We start from the raw sequence: 18,571 nt of genomic DNA on the forward strand, positions 1-18,571 counted from the left end.
ATCAGGTGCAAAGGAAAGGGAATGCATGCGATAGTCACCAAAGGAACCCAATAGGACAACCGCTCATTACCACCACTGAATAAAACGGGGGAGACAAATGTCTCCCCGTTCTATTGCCGGGATAGTTCGATGTTAACTGAGACGGTGAAGATAAGGAGGCAGTGCAGGCTCGGGCAAAACAGACAGTACCTTCAATTTCTGTAATGTTCTGAGCTGCGCTCGTTCAAGGTGTTCATGCAAACTCATGGTAGCCAGATCCCAACTCCCTTTGAGCAACATATCATAGACAAGGCGATGTTCATCGATCATGGTGTCTTCAACGGGAACTACGAGGGTTTCGTAAAAAATGCGCGTCACGATTAACGGTGACTGGCTTTGACGCAGAATTTCGAGCATTGCCCGATTGCCCGCTGGCTCCAGGCAAAGAAGGTGCAAGTCGTCCTCGACGCGCTCCAACTCGGCTGCGGTAACCTTCCCGTTTTTTAGCTGATCCAGACGCCCCTGGCTGGCGACTATTTGTGATGGTGCGATATACGGTGCCGCCTTGCGCAACGCAGTTGTTTCCAAACTGGTACGGATTTCATAATGTTCGCGGATCTCTCTGGCCGTCAGTGGACCGGACAACCATTGGGAATAGGGTTCTTTTTCAACCAATCCCCGGTCACGCAGGCGCATCAGACTTTCACGAATGATATTTCTACTGACATTATAAAACTCCGCCGCATTTGCCTCACTGAGCTGGTAATGCCCGAACACCATGCAGGTTGACAACGCCTCTTGCAGATCGCTCAGTACCTTTTCGCCTACACTGCGGGTATCGACCAACTCCTGTTCCTGATCCCATCCCAGTAAGGTACGGTTAAGTGTGACACGCTGGGGTTCGACATCCTGCCCTTCGGATGCGACGATAAACCCTCGCCCTTCGAAACGAGTAATCAGCCCTTTTTCATGCAGCAATCCCAACGCTCGTCGCACCGGAACACGACTGGTACCGAATAATTCAGCCAGCGGCCCTTCTAACAAGACCAGCCCTGCGGGAACCGTTTTTGCCTCAATAGCTTGCAGGAGCATTTGATGGATCATCTCATACCGGGCAGCGCCCCGGACTCCGGCTTTCATACTTTCGCTTTTGTTTAACATCCTTTAGTACATTGCCCCCCGCAAGACTGAGTGCAGCATTATTACACACCATCAGGTGAAGTCAGTGACTCATGTTGGTGAAAGAACATGCATACCAATAGCACACCTGCACAACAATGGATCATTTAATTAAAAATACATTTATAAGTTATATTAACGTAACACCTTTATCTGCACTGCATGAAGTCATACCACCAAGTAAAATTCGCTTATTTCACGCATGTTTCGATACATTTATCACATAACAGAACAAATAATACTCATTTTTGTAACTATGCTGGCACCTATTTTGCTAGTTTAAAATGTACATTTAAATTAAATATACATTTAATAGGTGAATAAATGAACAAGTATGCCAATGATATTGTTACGCAAATGAGCCGAGGGAACGTTGATGCTTGTCAGTTGGCCGCGTTTTTCCGCACGGGTACGCTTTCACCCAGTTCATTGGCAGAAAAATTACTGTCCGCCGCCGCACAAGTGCCGGAAATGTTCATTGCCCTGACCCCGGAACGGGCACGGAAAGAAGCCGCAGCATCAACATTACGCTGGAAACAAGGACAACCGTTGAGCACATTAGACGGTGTACCCGTAGCGTGGAAAGATCTCTTTGATGTCAAAGGCACAATCACCACGGCGGGTTCGGCGACACGTTTGGCTATACCGCCAGCGGAAGAAGACGCCTCGCTGGTTAAACAACTCAGCCAAGCGGGCCTGGTCACCATAGGCAAAACCAACCTGAGCGAATTTGCCTTTTCAGGACTGGGATTGAACCCACATTTCGGTACCCCCTCGATTCTGGACAATCAGAACCTCCGACATGCGCCAGGCGGCTCCTCCAGTGGATCGGCCCTTGCCGTCGCCGCCGGAATTGTCCCTCTGGCAATGGGGACAGATACCGCAGGTTCGATCCGTATTCCGGCCGCGTTCAACGGATTGATCGGCTTCAGGAGCAGTCGCCATCGTTATGCCATATCTGGCGTGTTCCCACTGGCTGCCAGCCTGGATACGCTGGGGCCATTATGCAGAAGTGTGCGCGACGCCCTCGCTCTGGACGCCATTCTTTGTCCCCGGCAATATCAAACGCCATGCCAGACCACCACGCCGCTGACGCTCAGGGTGGACAGCACGCTACTTAATGCTGCCGATACCGAACCTGCTGTTCGTGAAAATCTGTATCTGTCACTGGATAAACTCGCCACTACTGGCGTAACCATCGATCTGCGCCCGGTAACAGCACTTCACGAGGCACTGGCATGGATTGCAGACCGAGGATGGCCCGGCGCCCGTGAAGCTTATCTTTTGCATAAACAACGACTCGATAGTCCGGCAGCGGACCTTATGGATCCACGGGTCAGAACCCGTTTGCTGGGTGCCCGGCATTTATCCCCGGAAATGGTCAGCGACTTTCTGCAATGCCGTTCTGATTGGCAGAAAAATATGGCGGAGGAACTGGGTAACAGCCTGCTGGTAACCCCAACGGTTTCACATACGGCTCCCACATTGCTACCCCTTGAAACTGATAATGAGTTATTCGCCCGCACGAATTTTACCACCTTGCGTCTGACGATGCCTGGCAGCCTGCTCGATATGCCGGGTATCACCCTGCCGACCGGCAAAGACCAGCGAGGTCTGGCAACCAGCATGCTGTTATCTCTGCCTTCCCGGCAGGATAGTCGTCTTCTGCTCGCCGCCAGAGATATCGAGCAAGCACTAGGGTTGTCCCCGATCATTCCTTATCCACACAGTGGCGACATAACCACTGTTATTCCGTCATACCTTCAGTAATAACCGGAGAAATAACATGGCTAAAGAAATCCTTTGTGCATTTGGTGTAGATGTTGATGCTGTTGCCGGCTGGTTAGGCTCATATGGCGGAGAAGATTCCCCCGATGATATTTCCCGTGGTCTGTTTGCCGGAGAAGTAGGCGCCCCTCGCTTACTGAAACTCTTCGCCGACAATAACCTGCGCACGACCTGGTTTATTCCCGGCCATTCAATTGAAACTTTTCCTGAGCAGATGCAGGCAGTCGCCGATGCCGGTCATGAGATTGGTGTACATGGTTATAGCCATGAGAACCCCATCGCCATGACCCCCGCACAGGAAGAGGTCATTTTGGATCACTGTATCGAGCTCGTCACCCGTCTTGCGGGTAAAAGGCCAACCGGCTACGTGGCACCGTGGTGGGAATTCAGCAATGTAACCAACGAACTGCTGCTGAAAAAAGGTATCAAGTACGACCACAGCCTGATGCACAACGATTTTCACCCTTATTACGTTCGCGTAGGTGACAGTTGGACGCGCATTGACTATAGCCAGCATCCCGATACCTGGATGAAACCACTGGTGCGCGGCGAAGAAACGGATTTGGTCGAAATTCCCGCCAACTGGTATCTCGACGATCTGCCGCCCATGATGTTCATCAAAAAATCCCCCAATAGTCATGGCTTTGTGAATCCCCGCCATCTGGAAGAAATGTGGCGCGACCAGTTTGACTGGGTATACCGCGAGAACGATTACGCCACCTTCACCATGACCATCCACCCTGACGTATCAGGACGTCCGCAAGTGCTACTGATGCTGGAGCGTCTGATTAAGTACATCAAAGGCCACGAAGGTGTTCGTTTTGTGACTTTTGATGAAATTGCCGACGACTTTCAACGGCGTAGCCCACGCAACGCGTGAATCCTTTGATCCTAATAACAAGAGTCATAACAAAATGAGCATTTACAAAAAATCGACTGTTAATGGCTGGCAGCCCCAGCAATTGACCATCAGGGATGTCAAATTTGCCACCTGGATTGCTTTTTTCGCATGGGTATTCGCCGTCTATGATTTTATTCTGTTCGGTACTCTACTGCCTGAAATAGGCAACCATTTCAGTTGGAATGAAATCGAACAGTCCGAGATAGCAACCTGGGTAGCGGTAGGTGGTGCGGTGATCGCACTGGCGATTGGTCCGTTGGTTGATAAGCTGGGACGACGTCTCGGTATTGTGGTGACCGTAGGCGGGGCCGCGATTTGTTCACTGCTGACCGCCATTGGCGGGTCGTGGGGCAAAGGGGCGCTGACCACTATCCGTTCTGTAGCCGGACTCGGTTATGCCGAACAGACTGTCAACGCCACCTATCTTACCGAGATTTATGCCGCGCTTGATGATCCGAAACTGAATAAACGTAAAGGGTTTATCTACAGTCTGGTACAAGGCGGCTGGCCGATCGGCGCATTGGTGGCCTCAGCCCTGACCGCCATTCTGATGCCAATCATTGGCTGGCAAGGCAGCTTTGTTTTTGCCGCCCTGCCCTCATTGATTATCGCCGTCCTGGCCCTGAAACTGAAAGAAACCCCGCAGTTTCAGATCCACCAGCATATTCATCACCTGCGAAACACGGGTAAAGAAGCTGACGCCCGTCAGGTTGCTCGGGATTATGGCGTTCACTATGAAGACCACCATAACGCTGGCCTCGCGGCTGCATTTCGCGGCACGTCTTTACGAGCAACGCTGGTGCTGGGAAGCGCCATCCTGCTGAACTGGTTTGCCATTCAGATCTTCAGCGTCCTTGGCACCACCGTTATCACCAAGACACACAGTGTTTCCTTTAACAACTCACTCCTGATTCTGATTTTGTCAAATCTGGTCGGGTATTGCGGCTATCTGGTGCATGGCTGGTTAGGTGATCGCTTTGGCCGCAGAAACACCATTGCCGCCGGCTGGATGATAGGGGGTATCGCTTTCGCTGGCATGCTTTTCTGCCCGGATAATTTTGCCGCTATCGTCGTGCTCTACAGCATCGGGTTATTTTTCCTGATCGGCCCGTATGCAGCGGCACTCTTTTTCATCAGCGAAAGCTTCCCGACGGCGATTCGTGCCACAGCCGGTTCGCTTATCAATGCCATGGGGCCGGTCGGTGCCATTATCGCCGGGATCGGAACCACCGCTACCCTGAGCATCGGCGGGCACTGGCAAGAAGCTGCGCTCTGGTTTGGCGCGGTGCCATGCTTTATTTCCGGCATCATTATTCTGCTGGCACGCCATGTCCCGGCACACCAGGTGAAATAAGCCCATAAAAACAAGGTAAATCAGCCAGGAGGGATGTTCCCTCCTGCCCTTTTTCTTAACAGGATCCCGTAATGACTAAACAGCTATCCTCAGCCCCCGTTGCAGTAATCAGCGGCGCTGCCAGTGGTATCGGGCTGTCACTGGCAAAAACCTATGCTCGCCACGGTGTTCGGATCGCGGCAGGCTTTTACCCAGCCGACCCGCACGACAGTGAAAAAGCGGCGGCAGAGATCATCGCAGCAGGTGGGGAGGCTATCTGGCTGCCTCTTGATGTCGCCTCGACGCCGTCGGTAGATAGGTTTGTCGAACAGGCTTGGCAACACTTTGGGCGTATTGATTACGTTATCGCCAATGCTGGCGTGTTACGTCGCTCTCCGATTGGGGAAATGAGCGACAGCCAGTGGAACGAAATGCTGAATGTCGATTTAACTGGCGTTATGCGTTGTTTTCGTGCGGCCTGCACTCACATGACCTCGGGCGGAAGCATGGTCGCAGTGTCTTCCATCGCGGGTGCGTTTTACGGCTGGCAGGATCACGCCCATTACGCCGCCGCCAAAGCGGGAGTACCGGGCATTTGCCGATCGATGGCAGTAGAACTTGCGCCTCGAGGGATTCGCTGCAACGCGGTTATTCCGGGACTGATTGAAACGCCGCAGTCACTGGATAAAGAAAACTCGTTGGGGCCGGAAGGATTGGCCAAAGCCGCCCGGTCGATCCCGTTAGGCAGGGTCGGCAAACCGGAAGAGGTTGCCAATGTCATCGGCTTTCTGACCAGTGACCAAAGCAGTTATATCACCGGCCAGAGTCTCATTATTGATGGTGGACTGACAGTACGCTGGCCAGACTGAGGAGATTATATGCAATTACAGGATAAACGCGTCGTGATCACTGGTGCAGCCAGCGGTATTGGTGCGGCCATCGCACTGCTATTTTCACGTGAAGGTGCCCGTCTGCTGCTAGCCGATCGGAATACCGTCGGCCTTGACCGTATCGTCGAGAGTTGCCGTCAGCAGGGCGCGCCATGCCATGCCAGCGTGTCTGACATCAGCACTGTCAAAGGCGCACAGCAAAGTGTTGATGACTGTATCAACCATTACGGTGGCATCGATATTCTGGTGAATAATGCTGGCATGCTGACACAAGCTCCTTGTATGGACATTACGCCCGCCATGTGGGATGACATGATGGCGGTGGATCTGCGAAGCGTCTTTATTGCTTCACAACGAGCCCTGCCGTGGATGCTTCAGCAACAGTGGGGCCGAATCATCAATATTGCCTCCCAACTGGGTATCAAGGGTGGAGCCGAGCTATGCCACTATGCCGCCGCCAAAGCTGGTGTCATCGGTTTTACCAAATCGTTGGCGCTTGAAGTCGCCAGCCAAAACGTGCTGGTGAACGCGATTGCGCCCGGCCCGATAGAAACTCCACTGATCGACGATATCAGTAGTGATTGGAAAATAGCCAAATCAGCAGAGCTGCCGCTTGGTCGGTTTGGAAAGCCGGAAGAAATTGCACCATCCGCCTTGCTGCTTGCCAGTGAACCCGGCGGAAATCTGTTTGTTGGTCAGACGATTGGCCCTAATTCCGGTGACGTGATGCCTTGATACAGGAGAAACGATATGTGCGGCATATGCGGCTTACTCGACAGCGGTCCCCAGTGGAGCGACGCGTTACAACAATCTTTACCCCGTCGCCAGCAACGACAACAGCAGTTGGCCGTGTTAAATCATGCGCTGGCGCCTTTCCGGCTGAAACTGAGTGATTTTCATGGCCATTGGATGTTAGCCAGTCCCACCGGTCAGCAAAGCATCATCAATAACATCGATCAAATCTGGAAAGAAGCTGAGGCGATGTTGAAACGAACTATTGATCCCCTTGACGATGATTATCTTTCCTCCCTGGTCGACAAGGTGTAACGATGGCAAAACAGGAAAAATTGCCGATCCATGTACTCAGCGGATTTCTGGGCAGCGGCAAAACGACACTATTACAGCGCTGGATGCGTGGTCAGAATCGAGAAGATGTGGCGCTACTGGTCAATGAATTCGGTGAAGTGGGCATTGATCATTTTCTGCTACAAGAAGTGGCACCAGATACCATCCTGCTACCCAGTGGATGTGTGTGCTGCCAGATCCGCGGGGAGCTCAAGCAGGCATTGCTGAAATTATATGAGCAACGGGAACGCGCGGAAGTACCGGCTTTCAGTAAAGTAATCCTCGAAACCACCGGGTTAGCCGACCCGGCGCCGATCCTCTCCACATTGCTGCATGACCGACAACTACAGTACCATTTTGCCCAAGGCACATTAGTCACGCTGGTGGATGCCGAACATGCCTGGGATCAGGCCCGGCGGCAACCCGAATGGCTGCTGCAAGTCGCCGCAGCAGATAGGCTCCTCATCAGCAAGGGCGATCGCGTCACGATGGATGAGATAGAAAGCCTGAAAGATTACCTGCGTCAACTCAACCCGCTGGCACAAATGATGGAAACGGGATACGCCGTTGACGAGCCTAACCAACTCTTTGCCGCACCGCTGGTACGCCACGACAAAAAAGCGCTGTATCGCTGGCTGGGAGATACGCCACCGGGTTTCGCCCTGACTAACACGGAGGGAGCGATAACCCAGAATGTAGTGCATCCGGTAACACATACCTGTGTTATTTCGCTGGAAGAAAATGTTAACTGGCCTGCTTTTGCCGTTTGGTTATCCATGTTATTACATCGACACGGTCAATCCATACTGCGCCTGAAAGGTATTCTTAAGGTGGACGAAAACCACACTCCGATTGTTATTCATGGTGTTCAGCATAGCCTTCATCCACCTGTTCATATGAATGATTGGCCGGGAACGCTGGAAATGTCTCAGTTGGTATTTATTATGCGTGACATTGAACCCACTCAGTTGAAAAAATCCTTTTTACGCTTTCAACACCCATTCATTACCAGGAATGCCACGTTATGAGTTCTGTTACCACATCCACCTCAGGTATCACACTGCGTGTATTAGGTACCTCCGTCACGCTACTGGAGCTATTGCGGCGCCGGGCCGAGCAGGATCTGGGGATTAACATCGACTATTTCGTACATAGTGTGAAAGACGCGCAGCGTATCGCCGTCATGTACCCCGATAGTTACGATCTTTACGATCAGTGGTTTCATAACATTGATTTTGTCTGGCCAGCACGGGCTATTCAACCATTGGAAATCAAACGGCTGAACTACTGGGATGAAATCAATAATCTGCCAAAACTGGGTTCACTTTTCCCCACCAATCACCTGGGAGATGGTAGCGTTCCGGTCAACCGGCTTTATGTCCAACACGATAATAATCTCGCCAGCCGACCCAGTGACTTTATCAGCATGCTGCCACTGACTCATAACGCGGACAGCTTCGCTTATCAGGCGGATCGTCTGCCAGAAATACTGAATGGTGAAGAAGAGAGCTGGGGATGGTTGCTGCATCCTGCCTTTTCCGGCCGAGTAGCGTTGCAGGACGACGCCGCGATGGGCTCGCTTGACGCGGTACTGGCCATGCAAGGTGCAGGGCTTGGGCAATTCGCCAATGTGGGGAATCTCACACTGGAAGAAATCGATACCCTCACCAGCGTACTGGCGAATCTGCGTCGGCATGGACACTTTGCCGCGTTCTGGTCTACCCATGATGAAGCAGGCGACCTGATTGAAAATCAGCACGTGGGAATACAGAGCCTATGGGCCCCGACATACTTCAAGCACCACTTTCGGCAAACTGGCTACAAACTGGCCATGCCTCGTGAAGGTTATCGAGCCTGGTATGGCGGGTTGTCATTATCACGTTGCGCCGTCGGTAAGGTAAAGGACGCCGCCTATGACTATCTCAACTGGTGGCAATCTGGCTGGCCGGGCGCGGTGATGGCAAAGCAGGGATATTACATATCAAACCCGCAGAGAAGTCGGAAATTCATGTCAGACGCCGAGTGGGATTTCTGGTATGGCGGCAAGGCCGCAACGGAAACACTGCTGGATGCTTATGGCCAACCGCTGATAAAAAAAGATGAAGTACGTGATGGTGGTTGTTATGAACAACGCATGAGCCACATTGCTGTCTGGAATTCCGTTATGGATGAGCATAATTATCTGGTCAGACGCTGGCAGGATTTTCTGCACGCCTGATAGTGTTAGTGGCTGGCAACCACAGTAATTCAAAATACAGGAAAGCGGAATGTATGATTCCGCTTTTCAGAAAGCTATCAAATCACGTTATAACGCGAAAACCATTCCAGCATGCGCTGCCAGCCATCCTGTGCTGATTCGGCATGATAACTGGGGCGGTAGTCAGCATAAAACGCGTGACCCGCATCCGGATAAACGATTATCTCAGCATTCGCATTGGCCGCTCGCAACGCCTGACGCATCGTCTCTACCTGTTCCAGCGGAATACTGTCATCCTGCGCCCCATAAAGGCCAAGCACTGGCGCCGCCAGATCTTTGGCGATATCCACCGGATGGTCCGGGTTATTCAGCGTTTTATTACCGGTCATCTTGCCATACCAGGCAACAGCCGCCTTCAACTGTGGATTGTGGGCGGCGTACAGCCAACAGATGCGTCCACCCCAACAAAAACCGGTAATACCCAGTCGGCTGGCGTCACCACCATGTTTAATCGCCCAGTTGGCGGTATGATCCAGATCAGCCATCACCTGACTATCTGGCACATTGCTGACCAGACCCGTGATCAATTGCTGAATATCGGTATACTGCTGCGCATCCCCCTGACGAAAATAGAGTTCAGGCGCAATCGCCAGATACCCCTGTTTCGCCAGACGGCGGCATACATCGCGGATATGTTCGTGGACGCCAAAAATCTCCTGTACTACCAGCACCACGGCAAACGGACCCGTTTTGTCAGCCGGTTTGGCGATATAAGCCGGTAAAGCATCGCCTTGTGAAGGAATAGTGGTTTCCCCGGCAGTGATACCCACGGTATCCGTTATTATCGCGGAAGAAGCCAGCGGTGCGACGGCGGGGGTAAATCCACTCGCTGTCGATGCAGGGATAATCAGTTCATCTGTTTTCATGGCACTTTCCTTAAATTAAACCGGGTGATTTCAAGCTTAATACAAATTCTTTCCACGCTTAAAGAATGTACAGCCAAGCGGTGTTGATTCATTATAGGAATAATGCGATTTATCATTCGCTGTCTTACCGGGAAAGTCATGCGGTACTGCTGGAAAAACCATTTACAGCGATCGGAAACCATTAATAACGTGATTTAAATAACATTACTAGTGCAAATAAAAGGTCGTTACTTTTTAACAAACGATTTATATCACTAAAAACAACAATATCTTGCGCTAGGATCAGATCGGTACCCCGACGTTAATAAATTGCCTGGGAGGCGATGATGTCTGCATCTGATGTGTTTCACCTCGGTTTGACGAAAAATGATTTACAGGGAGCAACGCTGGCGATTGTTCCCGGTGATCCGGGACGGGTGGAAAAAATTGCCCAACTGATGGATAACCCGGTATTCCTGGCGTCACAGCGTGAGTTTACCTCCTGGCGAGCCGAGCTGGCCGGGAAAGCCGTCATGGTGTGCTCCACCGGAATTGGCGGCCCCTCCACATCCATCGCCGTGGAAGAACTGGCTCAATTAGGTATTCGTACCTTTTTACGAGTCGGTACGACAGGCGCCATCCAGCCACATATTGCCGTGGGTGATGTGCTGGTTACCACGGCGGCAGTACGTCTTGATGGTGCCAGCCTGCATTTTGCTCCGCTGGAATTCCCGGCGGTGGCGGATTTCACCTGTACCTCGGCACTGGTGGAGGCGGCTCAAGAGGCAGGAACCACGTTACACATAGGTATCACCGCATCTTCAGATACTTTCTATCCGGGACAAGAGCGCTACGATACGTTTTCAGGCCGTGTGGTACGTCGCTTTCAGGGCTCAATGGCCGAGTGGCAGAGCATGGGCGTGCTGAACTATGAAATGGAGTCCGCCACGTTGTTAACCATGTGTGCCAGTCAGGGGCTGCGTGCGGGTATGGTGGCGGGGGTTATTGTTAACCGCGCTCAACAGGAGATTCCTGATACAGCGACCATGAAACTGGCAGAAACTGCGTCGGTGAATGTGGTACTGGCCGCAGCCAGTAAACTGCTGGCATGATCCGTTACTGATGATACGATAAGCACCGGGCTAGCATAACGCTAGCCTTGATGATCCAATCTCCCTGATTTTTTTACCGACGCCCCGTATTGTGCGTGGCCGTTTTCGATAACGCCAAGGAGAGATATGACTGCACCAACATTGCTCCACCCTTCTTTGCTTCCACTTAAAGGCGGAATCAATTTCCGCGATTTGGGCGGTAATCGTACCGCCGATGGTCGCTACATTCGCCACGGAAAACTATTTCGCTCCGGTTCATTAGATTTACTCAGCGAAAGTGATTGTACACATCTGGCCGGCGTTCCGGTGGCTCACGTTATCGACTACCGCGACCCGGATGAAGCGGCACTCCGACCAGATATCTTATGGTCTGGCGCGACTTATCATCCCGCGCCCGCCAATCCGATATGCCACCAAGTGACCGCCAATCTGGAGTCGCTCGGTCAGGAAACCCTGGCAGCGTTTGATTCCCGTGGATTTATGCTGGAGCTATACCGGCATCTGCCGTTTGATAATCCGGCCTACCATCATTTGGTGAAGCTGCTGCAACAGCCGGAGGAAGGCGCACTGGTACAGCATTGTGCCGTAGGAAAGGATCGCACGGGCATAGGGTCCGCACTGGTACTATTCGCTTTGGGGGCTGACGAACAAACGGTACTGGAAGATTACCTGCTGACCGAAACCACCCTGATGCCATTTCGCCAGCAGTTGTTGGAAGAATTGTCCCAGACAATGAATGGGGAAGCGCTGAAGCAGTTCTCGTTTGTGTTATCGACACAAGAGGAATTTCTGGCTACCGCATTGAATGCAATCCGTGTTCGACATGGCTCAATAGACAGCTGGCTGGAACAGGATTATGGGCTGGATCAGCAAGCACGCGAGGTATTGCAGGATAAGTATCTTATCTAGCATGTGCCTAATCAGATGCTGGCGGTGACATTGAACACCCACCGTTGTGAAAGTGTAGAAATTCCGCCACATAGCCTGCCGCCAAATACCCGTAATCAGGCAATCAATCGCACCAATGATCTCGGGCGCTCAGATTGGTTACGGGTTCGGTCAATATTTGGATTGGCACACTCGTCACTTGTTGCGTCAATATCACGACATCATCGCCTTACCACTCATGACCCGTTTTTGACCGCTTAATGAGCACGGATTGCCGCTCACTCATCTTACCTCTTCGTGCTCTTCGGGCCCGTTGTATGTTAGCTCCAGGTAAATCCTGGAGATAATAATTATGCAACATGCGATTACGTTCGTTATTGCGACCCTTTGTATTCTAGTGATTTGTTATCGTCTGTACGGTGTCTTTTTTGTACGTAAGGTGCTGCAAGCGGATGATAATGAGGTCACGCCTTCTCATGTATTTGAAGATGGTAAGAATTATGTCCCGACAAAAAAATGGGTGAATTTTGGTAGTCACTTCGCCGCCATTGCCGCAGCAGGCCCGTTGGTGGGACCGGTGCTGGCAGCGCAGTTCGGCTATCTGCCTGGTTTTTTATGGCTGTTGATTGGCTGTGTGGTAGGCGGTGCCGTACACGATACGGTGGTGTTGTTTGCCTCCATGAAACATCAGGGGAAATCCCTGTCTGAAGTCGCAAAATCTGAGCTGGGCCCGGTTGCCGGTTGGTGTACTGGTCTGGCAATGCTGTTCATCATCACCATTACCATGGCAGGCTTATCGATGGTGGTGGTACATGCGCTGGAACGTAACCCCTGGGGCACGTTCGCGGTGTTCATGACCATCCCTATTGCTATCGGTGTCGGGCTGTGGGAACGGGTGACTGGCAGCATGAAAGGCGCCACCTGGGTCGGTATCGCGGCCATCATGGCGTGCGTTATCGCTGGCCCCTATATCCAGAACTCGGCATTCGGTGAATGGCTGATGCTGAAATCTGAAACCGTCAGTGTAGTTTTGCCGATATACGCCTTCTTTGCCACGGCGTTGCCAGTGTGGATGTTGTTAACCCCGCGCGGTTATCTCTCCAGCTTTATGAAAATCGGTGTCTTCGGCGCGCTGGTGGTTGGTGTGGTGTTTATTAACCCGGAAATCCAGTTCCCGGCGGTAACCCAGTTTATCCACGGCGGTGGCCCGGTTCTGTCTGGCCCGGTATGGCCGTTTATCTCCATTACCATTGCCTGTGGCGCGATTTCCGGCTTCCATGCGTTTATCGGTTCCGGTACGACACCGAAACAGATTGATAAATGGAGCGATATCCTACCAGTCGGTTTTGGTGCCATGCTGGCGGAATGCGTGGTCGGAGTAATGGCGTTAATCGCCGCTACCGCCCTGCATCCGGCAGATTATTTTGCCATCAACTCATCGGCGGCATCCTGGCAGGCACTGGGGATGAACGTGGTGAATTTGCCGATGCTGAGTCAGGAAATCGGTCTGGATCTGTATGGCCGTACCGGCGGCGCGGTAACGCTGGCGGTAGGGATGACCGATATTTTCATTCGTGTACCTTGGTTCAGCCATCTGGCCTCGTATTTCTTCCAGTTTGTGGTGATGTTTGAAGCGGTATTTATCCTGACGGCTGTCGATTCCGGTACCCGTGTCGCTCGTTACCTGTTGCAGGATTTTCTGGGCGACCTGTGGGCACCGCTGAAACGGACTGACTGGCTGCCGGGCGCCATTGGCTGTAGCATTCTGGCCTGTGCACTATGGGGTTATCTGCTGAACTCCGGTGATATCAACTCGGTATGGGCACTGTTCGGGGTATCTAACCAGTTGATGGCCTCTGTCGGGTTGATTATCGGTGCCACCATTATCCTGCGTCTGGCAACCAAACGTATCTATATGCTGACCTGTGTGATTCCGCTAGCGTATCTGTTTGTCACCGTAAACTACGCGGGTTACTGGATGGTGAAGTACGTTTACTTCAATCCACAAGCCAAAGGCTACAACCTGTTTAACGGCTCCATCTCTATCATTATGCTGGTACTGGGCATGGTGATTCTGATTTCCGCACTGAAGAAATGGCGCGAACTGCTGAGCCGCCCGCAGACGGAACTGAGCAGCCCGGTCACCGCCAATATGTAAGCCGATCAGAATATCCATCCATAAAAAAAGCCGATCAGAATATCCGATCGGCTTTTTCATATCCGGTCAATTCAGCCGGTTCCCCGGTCTGAATACGTTATAAGTTAACCGGTGTTCCGCATACCGGCAGCCACACCGGCAATAGTAACCATCAGCGCCAGTTCCACTTCCGGCTCCGGCTGTTCCTGCTGACGAGAACGGTGCAACAGCTCTGCCTGAAGTACATTCAGCGGGTCAGTGTAAACATTACGCAACGCAATAGACTCGGCAATCCATGGCAAGTCAGCCATCAGATGATCGTCATTGGCGATAGTCAGCACCACGTTGATATCCGCCGCCAGCTGTTCACGCAGTTTTTTACCCAATGGCCACAGTTTTTCCTCCACCAGGCGCTGGTCGTAGTATTCCGCCAGCCACAAATCCGCTTTGGCAAAGACCATTTCCAGCATACCAATACGGGTGGAGAAGAACGGCCAGTCGCGGCACATGGTTTCCAACTGATCCTGCCCTCCGTCTTCAATCACTTTCTGCAATGCCGCACCGGCGCCAAGCCAGGCAGGCAACATCAGGCGGTTCTGCGTCCAGGCGAAAATCCACGGAATGGCGCGTAAACTTTCAACCCCACCGTCGGGACGACGCTTGGCCGGGCGAGAGCCCAGCGGCAATTTACCTAGCTCCAGTTCCGGTGTCGCCGCCCGGAAATACGGTACAAAATCCGGATTATCCCGTACATAACTACGGTACATATCACAGGAAACGCGGGATAACTCATCCATGACATGGTGCCACTCTTTTTTCGGCTCCGGCGGCGGCAGCAAGTTGGCTTCCAGAATGGCGCCAGTATACAGCGCCAGGCTGCTGATAGTGACTTCCGGCAAACCGAACTTGAAACGGATCATCTCGCCCTGCTCCGTTACTCGCAGGCCCCCTTTCAGGCTTCCTGGCGGTTGAGACAACAACGCCGCATGCGCCGGTGCGCCGCCGCGGCCAATAGAGCCGCCACGACCATGGAACAAGGTCAGCGCTATGCCGACTTTCTCGCAGGTTTTGATCAAGGCGTCCTGTGCACGATACTGCGCCCAGGAGGCAGCCATTCCTCCGGCATCTTTGGCGGAATCGGAATAACCGATCATCACCATCTGTTTGCCCTGAATAAAACCGCGATACCAGTCAATATTCAGCAACTGCGTCATGACACTGTCAGCGTTGTTCAGATCGTCCAACGTTTCAAACAACGGCGCCACCGGCAGAGCGAACGGGCAACCCGCTTCTTTCAACAGCAGATGCACCGCCAGCACGTCAGACGGTGTACGCGCCATGGAGATCACATAGGCGGCGATGGAACCTTGCGGGGTTTCCGCGATAACGTTGCAGGTTTCCAGCACCTCCTGCGTTTCGGCACTCGGTTTCCACTGATGTGGCAGCAGCGGGCGTTTTGAACTGAGCTCACGAATCAAGAACGCCTGCTTGTCAGACTCGGACCAGCTTTCATAGTCACCCAGTCCCAGATAACGAGTGATTTCCGCCAGCGCATCAGTATGGCGGGTACTTTCCTGACGCACGTCAATCCGCACCAGCGGGACACCAAAACAGCGCACACGGCGTAAAGTATCCAGTAATTGACCGTCGGCGATAATGCCCATGCCACAGGCATGCAGAGACTGGAAACAAGCGTAGAGCGGTTCCCATAACTGGTCATTGGTAACCAACAGGTCCTGCGGTCTTGCCCGTTGTTCACCCCTCAGCCGCGCCTCCAGATAATTAAGCGTATTAGTCAACTGGGTACGCAGATTCTTCATGACCGCCCGGTAAGGTTCCTTCTCACTCTCTCCGCCAGCTAACTGTTGTAGCTCCGGCGTACACTGTGTCATGGATAATTCGGAAACCAGGAACTGGATATCACGCAGAAACAGATCCGCCGCCTTCCAGCGGCTGAGCAACAGTACATGGCGAGTGATTGCTGACGTAACGTTTGGATTGCCATCACGATCACCGCCCATCCATGACGTAAAGCGCACGGGAACGGAATCAACCGGTAAGCGATAACCAAACGACTGTTCCAACTGTTCGTCTAACTCACGCAAAAACGCGGGAACACCTTCCCACAGACTATTTTCCACGACCGCAAAACCCCATTTGGCTTCATCCACCGGTGTAGGGCGAATTTTACGGATTTCATCCGTATGCCAGGATTGGGCAATCAGTTGCCGCAGACGACGCATGATCTGATGGCGCTCATAATCAGCCAGATCATTGTGATCCAGTTGCTTGAGGCAGGTGTTCACTTCTACCAACTTATGAATCAGGGTGCGGCGGGTAATTTCTGTCGGGTGCGCAGTGAGAACCAGCTCAATGGAGAGTGACTCCACCGCATCACGGATATTTTGCTCCGTCAATTTGTCGCAGTCTTTCAGTCGCTGAAAGACTTTTGCCAGATTTTCCGGGTTACTGACCGCTTCACCATGGGGCGAGATACTATGATATTGCTCAGCGGTGTTAGCCAGACTCAAAAACTGGCTAAATGCGCGAGCGACTGGCAACAGTTCGTCATTAGACAGATTTTGCAGTGTCGTCAGCAGTTCTTTCCGATGCTTTTCACTGCCGGCACGGGATGACTTCGATAACTTTCGGATTGTTTCAACACGCTCAAGAATGTTTTCTCCCAATGCATCCTTAATCGTATCTCCGAGCAGTTTGCCAAGCATACTGACATTGCTTCGCATTGCGGAATATTGTTCGTTCATATTTACCCTGACCCATCTCTCGTTATTTTGTAAATTTATTACACTCACAAAAAGTGTGGTTGCTGTCTTTTATCTAGCCACGCCCAGCCGTATTCGTCAATTAACGTTCATTACTCTTACAGTTGTACCTTTTTCTAGGGCATAAAGGCAATTTGTGAAATTTAATTACAAAAGCTTGCATATAAGCGAAGCTTATTATTGTGTGATAGTGATCATGTTTTTGGCCTGCACGGTGGCAGGCCGGAAAGTGGTTCAGTGCTGACAGAAATGTTGAATTAACTGGGCAATCAGCGAACGTGTCGGCTGGATAAACGCGGTATCAAGATATTCATCCGGCTGATGCGCTTGATTGATGGAACCGGGCCCCAGCACTAACGTTGGGCACATCGTCTGAATAAACGGGGCTTCAGTACAATAGTTGACCACTTCGGTCGGCACTCCCAGCAGTTTTTCCACCACTTGCGACAATGGGTGTTCAGCAGCACATTCGTAACCTGGAATCGGTGGATGCAGTTCACTGACGGTTAAACGCCCTGGCCAGCGCTCACTCACCGGGGCCAGCGCTTCGGTAACCAGCCCGTTAACATCGTTCAATGCCATACCCGGCAGTGGCCGAATATCCATGTGCAAATCACAGCAGGCGCAAATACGGTTGGAAGCATCACCACCGTGGATATGACCAAAATTCATGGAGGGGTAAGGAATATGGAATGCTGGATTGTGATAGCGCTCCTGCAATGTATTGCGCAACACCATCAGATGGGAAATCGCTTCATGCATCAGTTCAATGGCGTTAACCCCCCGCGACGGATCACTAGAGTGGCCGGATTGCCCCTGAACACGAACAGCTTTGGACATATGGCCTTTATGAGCACGCACCGGCTTCAATGACGTCGGCTCCCCGATAATGGCGCAGTCTGGACGCACCAGGGCAGATTCAGAGAAATACTTTGCTCCTGCCATGGTCGTTTCTTCATCCGCCGTAGCGAGAATATATAAAGGTTTGGTCAGCGTTGCCGGGTCAATATCCCGAATGGTATCCAGAATAAAAGCAAAAAAGCCTTTCATATCTGCCGTACCCAACCCGTATAACTTATTATCGTGTTCGGTCAAGGTGAAAGGATCTCGCGTCCAACGACCATCATCAAACGGAACGGTGTCGGTATGCCCGGCCAGCAGGAGGCCGCCAGAACCTTCCCCGATACGGGCTAACAGATTAAATTTACGATTCGTACCAGGAACCGGCTGAACGTCAACATGGAACCCCAAATCGGTAAACCAGCCGGCTAGCAAATTGATTAAGGTTTCATTACTTTGATCCAGGGCACGATCGGTCGCGCTGATGGATGGAGTAGCGATCAATGCCCGGTACAGCTCAATAAAAGGGGGTAAACTCATCTTCACTGTTGACAGCCTCTGGTTAGGATAGTAT

15 protein-coding genes are annotated in these 18,571 nt (G+C 52.0%); 11 read left to right on the top strand and 4 right to left on the bottom strand.

The genetic code is table 11. The annotated features are described in order from the left end of the window. Nucleotides 1–132: 132 nt before the first annotated feature. A complete protein-coding gene (locus tag CWC46_RS01910; protein ID WP_021013849.1) occupies nt 133–1,140 on the bottom strand; it encodes a GntR family transcriptional regulator in 1,008 nt (335 codons plus the stop codon). A 342-nt stretch (nt 1,141–1,482) separates the two neighbouring features. Between CWC46_RS01910 and CWC46_RS01915 the strand changes: the two genes are divergently transcribed. The 8 genes from CWC46_RS01915 (at nt 1,483) to CWC46_RS01950 (ending at nt 9,353) form a co-directional block, all read left to right on the top strand. Next, the gene (locus CWC46_RS01915) at nt 1,483–2,928 is read left to right on the top strand and encodes an amidase (RefSeq protein ID WP_021013848.1); all 1,446 of its coding nucleotides are present in this window, start codon (nt 1,483–1,485) and stop codon (nt 2,926–2,928) included. A 16-nt stretch (nt 2,929–2,944) separates the two neighbouring features. Further along, nucleotides 2,945–3,826 carry a polysaccharide deacetylase family protein gene (locus CWC46_RS01920; protein WP_021013847.1) on the top strand — a complete coding sequence of 294 codons (882 nt, stop codon included), beginning with the start codon at nt 2,945–2,947 and terminating at the stop codon, nt 3,824–3,826. A gap of 34 nt (nt 3,827–3,860) precedes the next feature. Then, on the top strand, nt 3,861–5,201 hold the full coding sequence (locus tag CWC46_RS01925) for an MFS transporter (RefSeq protein WP_021013846.1): 1,341 nt from the start codon (nt 3,861–3,863) through the stop codon (nt 5,199–5,201). 71 nt (nt 5,202–5,272) lie between these two features. Continuing rightward, on the top strand, nt 5,273–6,049 hold the full coding sequence (locus CWC46_RS01930; protein WP_021013845.1) for an SDR family NAD(P)-dependent oxidoreductase: 777 nt from the start codon (nt 5,273–5,275) through the stop codon (nt 6,047–6,049). A gap of 9 nt (nt 6,050–6,058) precedes the next feature. After that, nucleotides 6,059–6,805, top strand: a complete 747-nt coding sequence (locus CWC46_RS01935; protein WP_021013844.1) for an SDR family NAD(P)-dependent oxidoreductase — start codon at nt 6,059–6,061, stop codon at nt 6,803–6,805. A 15-nt stretch (nt 6,806–6,820) separates the two neighbouring features. Then, the gene (locus tag CWC46_RS01940; protein ID WP_021013843.1) at nt 6,821–7,117 is read left to right on the top strand and encodes a hypothetical protein; all 297 of its coding nucleotides are present in this window, start codon (nt 6,821–6,823) and stop codon (nt 7,115–7,117) included. A gap of 2 nt (nt 7,118–7,119) precedes the next feature. Beyond that, nucleotides 7,120–8,163 carry a CobW family GTP-binding protein gene (locus CWC46_RS01945; protein WP_021013842.1) on the top strand — a complete coding sequence of 348 codons (1,044 nt, stop codon included), beginning with the start codon at nt 7,120–7,122 and terminating at the stop codon, nt 8,161–8,163. Continuing rightward, nucleotides 8,160–9,353 carry an ABC transporter substrate-binding protein gene (locus CWC46_RS01950; protein WP_021013841.1) on the top strand — a complete coding sequence of 398 codons (1,194 nt, stop codon included), beginning with the start codon at nt 8,160–8,162 and terminating at the stop codon, nt 9,351–9,353. Before CWC46_RS01945 ends, CWC46_RS01950 begins: the two co-directional genes overlap by 4 nt. Nucleotides 9,354–9,430: 77 nt before the next feature. Here CWC46_RS01950 and CWC46_RS01955 read toward each other — a convergent pair whose 3' ends face one another. Next, nucleotides 9,431–10,258: a dienelactone hydrolase family protein gene (locus tag CWC46_RS01955; protein WP_021013840.1), complete on the bottom strand. Its 828-nt coding sequence runs from the start codon at nt 10,256–10,258 to the stop codon at nt 9,431–9,433. Nucleotides 10,259–10,584: 326 nt separating this feature from the next. Between CWC46_RS01955 and udp the strand changes: the two genes are divergently transcribed. The 3 genes from udp to CWC46_RS01970 all read left to right on the top strand — a co-directional run bounded on the left by udp (nt 10,585) and on the right by CWC46_RS01970 (nt 14,395). Beyond that, on the top strand, nt 10,585–11,349 hold the full coding sequence (gene udp, locus CWC46_RS01960; RefSeq protein WP_021013839.1) for a uridine phosphorylase: 765 nt from the start codon (nt 10,585–10,587) through the stop codon (nt 11,347–11,349). Nucleotides 11,350–11,475: 126 nt separating this feature from the next. Continuing rightward, nucleotides 11,476–12,258 (top strand): tyrosine-protein phosphatase, encoded by a 783-nt coding sequence (locus CWC46_RS01965; RefSeq protein ID WP_021013838.1) that lies wholly within the window; start codon nt 11,476–11,478, stop codon nt 12,256–12,258. Between the two features lie 331 nt (nt 12,259–12,589). Beyond that, nucleotides 12,590–14,395 carry a carbon starvation CstA family protein gene (locus tag CWC46_RS01970; RefSeq protein WP_021013837.1) on the top strand — a complete coding sequence of 602 codons (1,806 nt, stop codon included), beginning with the start codon at nt 12,590–12,592 and terminating at the stop codon, nt 14,393–14,395. Between the two features lie 104 nt (nt 14,396–14,499). Here the strand turns inward: CWC46_RS01970 and ppc are convergent, their stop codons facing one another. Further along, nucleotides 14,500–17,139, bottom strand: a complete 2,640-nt coding sequence (gene ppc / locus CWC46_RS01975) for a phosphoenolpyruvate carboxylase (RefSeq protein ID WP_021013836.1) — start codon at nt 17,137–17,139, stop codon at nt 14,500–14,502. A 252-nt stretch (nt 17,140–17,391) separates the two neighbouring features. Continuing rightward, on the bottom strand, nt 17,392–18,543 hold the full coding sequence (gene argE / locus CWC46_RS01980; protein WP_021013835.1) for an acetylornithine deacetylase: 1,152 nt from the start codon (nt 18,541–18,543) through the stop codon (nt 17,392–17,394). Between the last annotated feature and the right edge of the window lie 28 nt (nt 18,544–18,571).

Source organism: Prodigiosinella confusarubida (assembly GCF_002847015.1).
In the GTDB taxonomy this organism is placed as follows: domain Bacteria; phylum Pseudomonadota; class Gammaproteobacteria; order Enterobacterales; family Enterobacteriaceae; genus Prodigiosinella; species Prodigiosinella aquatilis.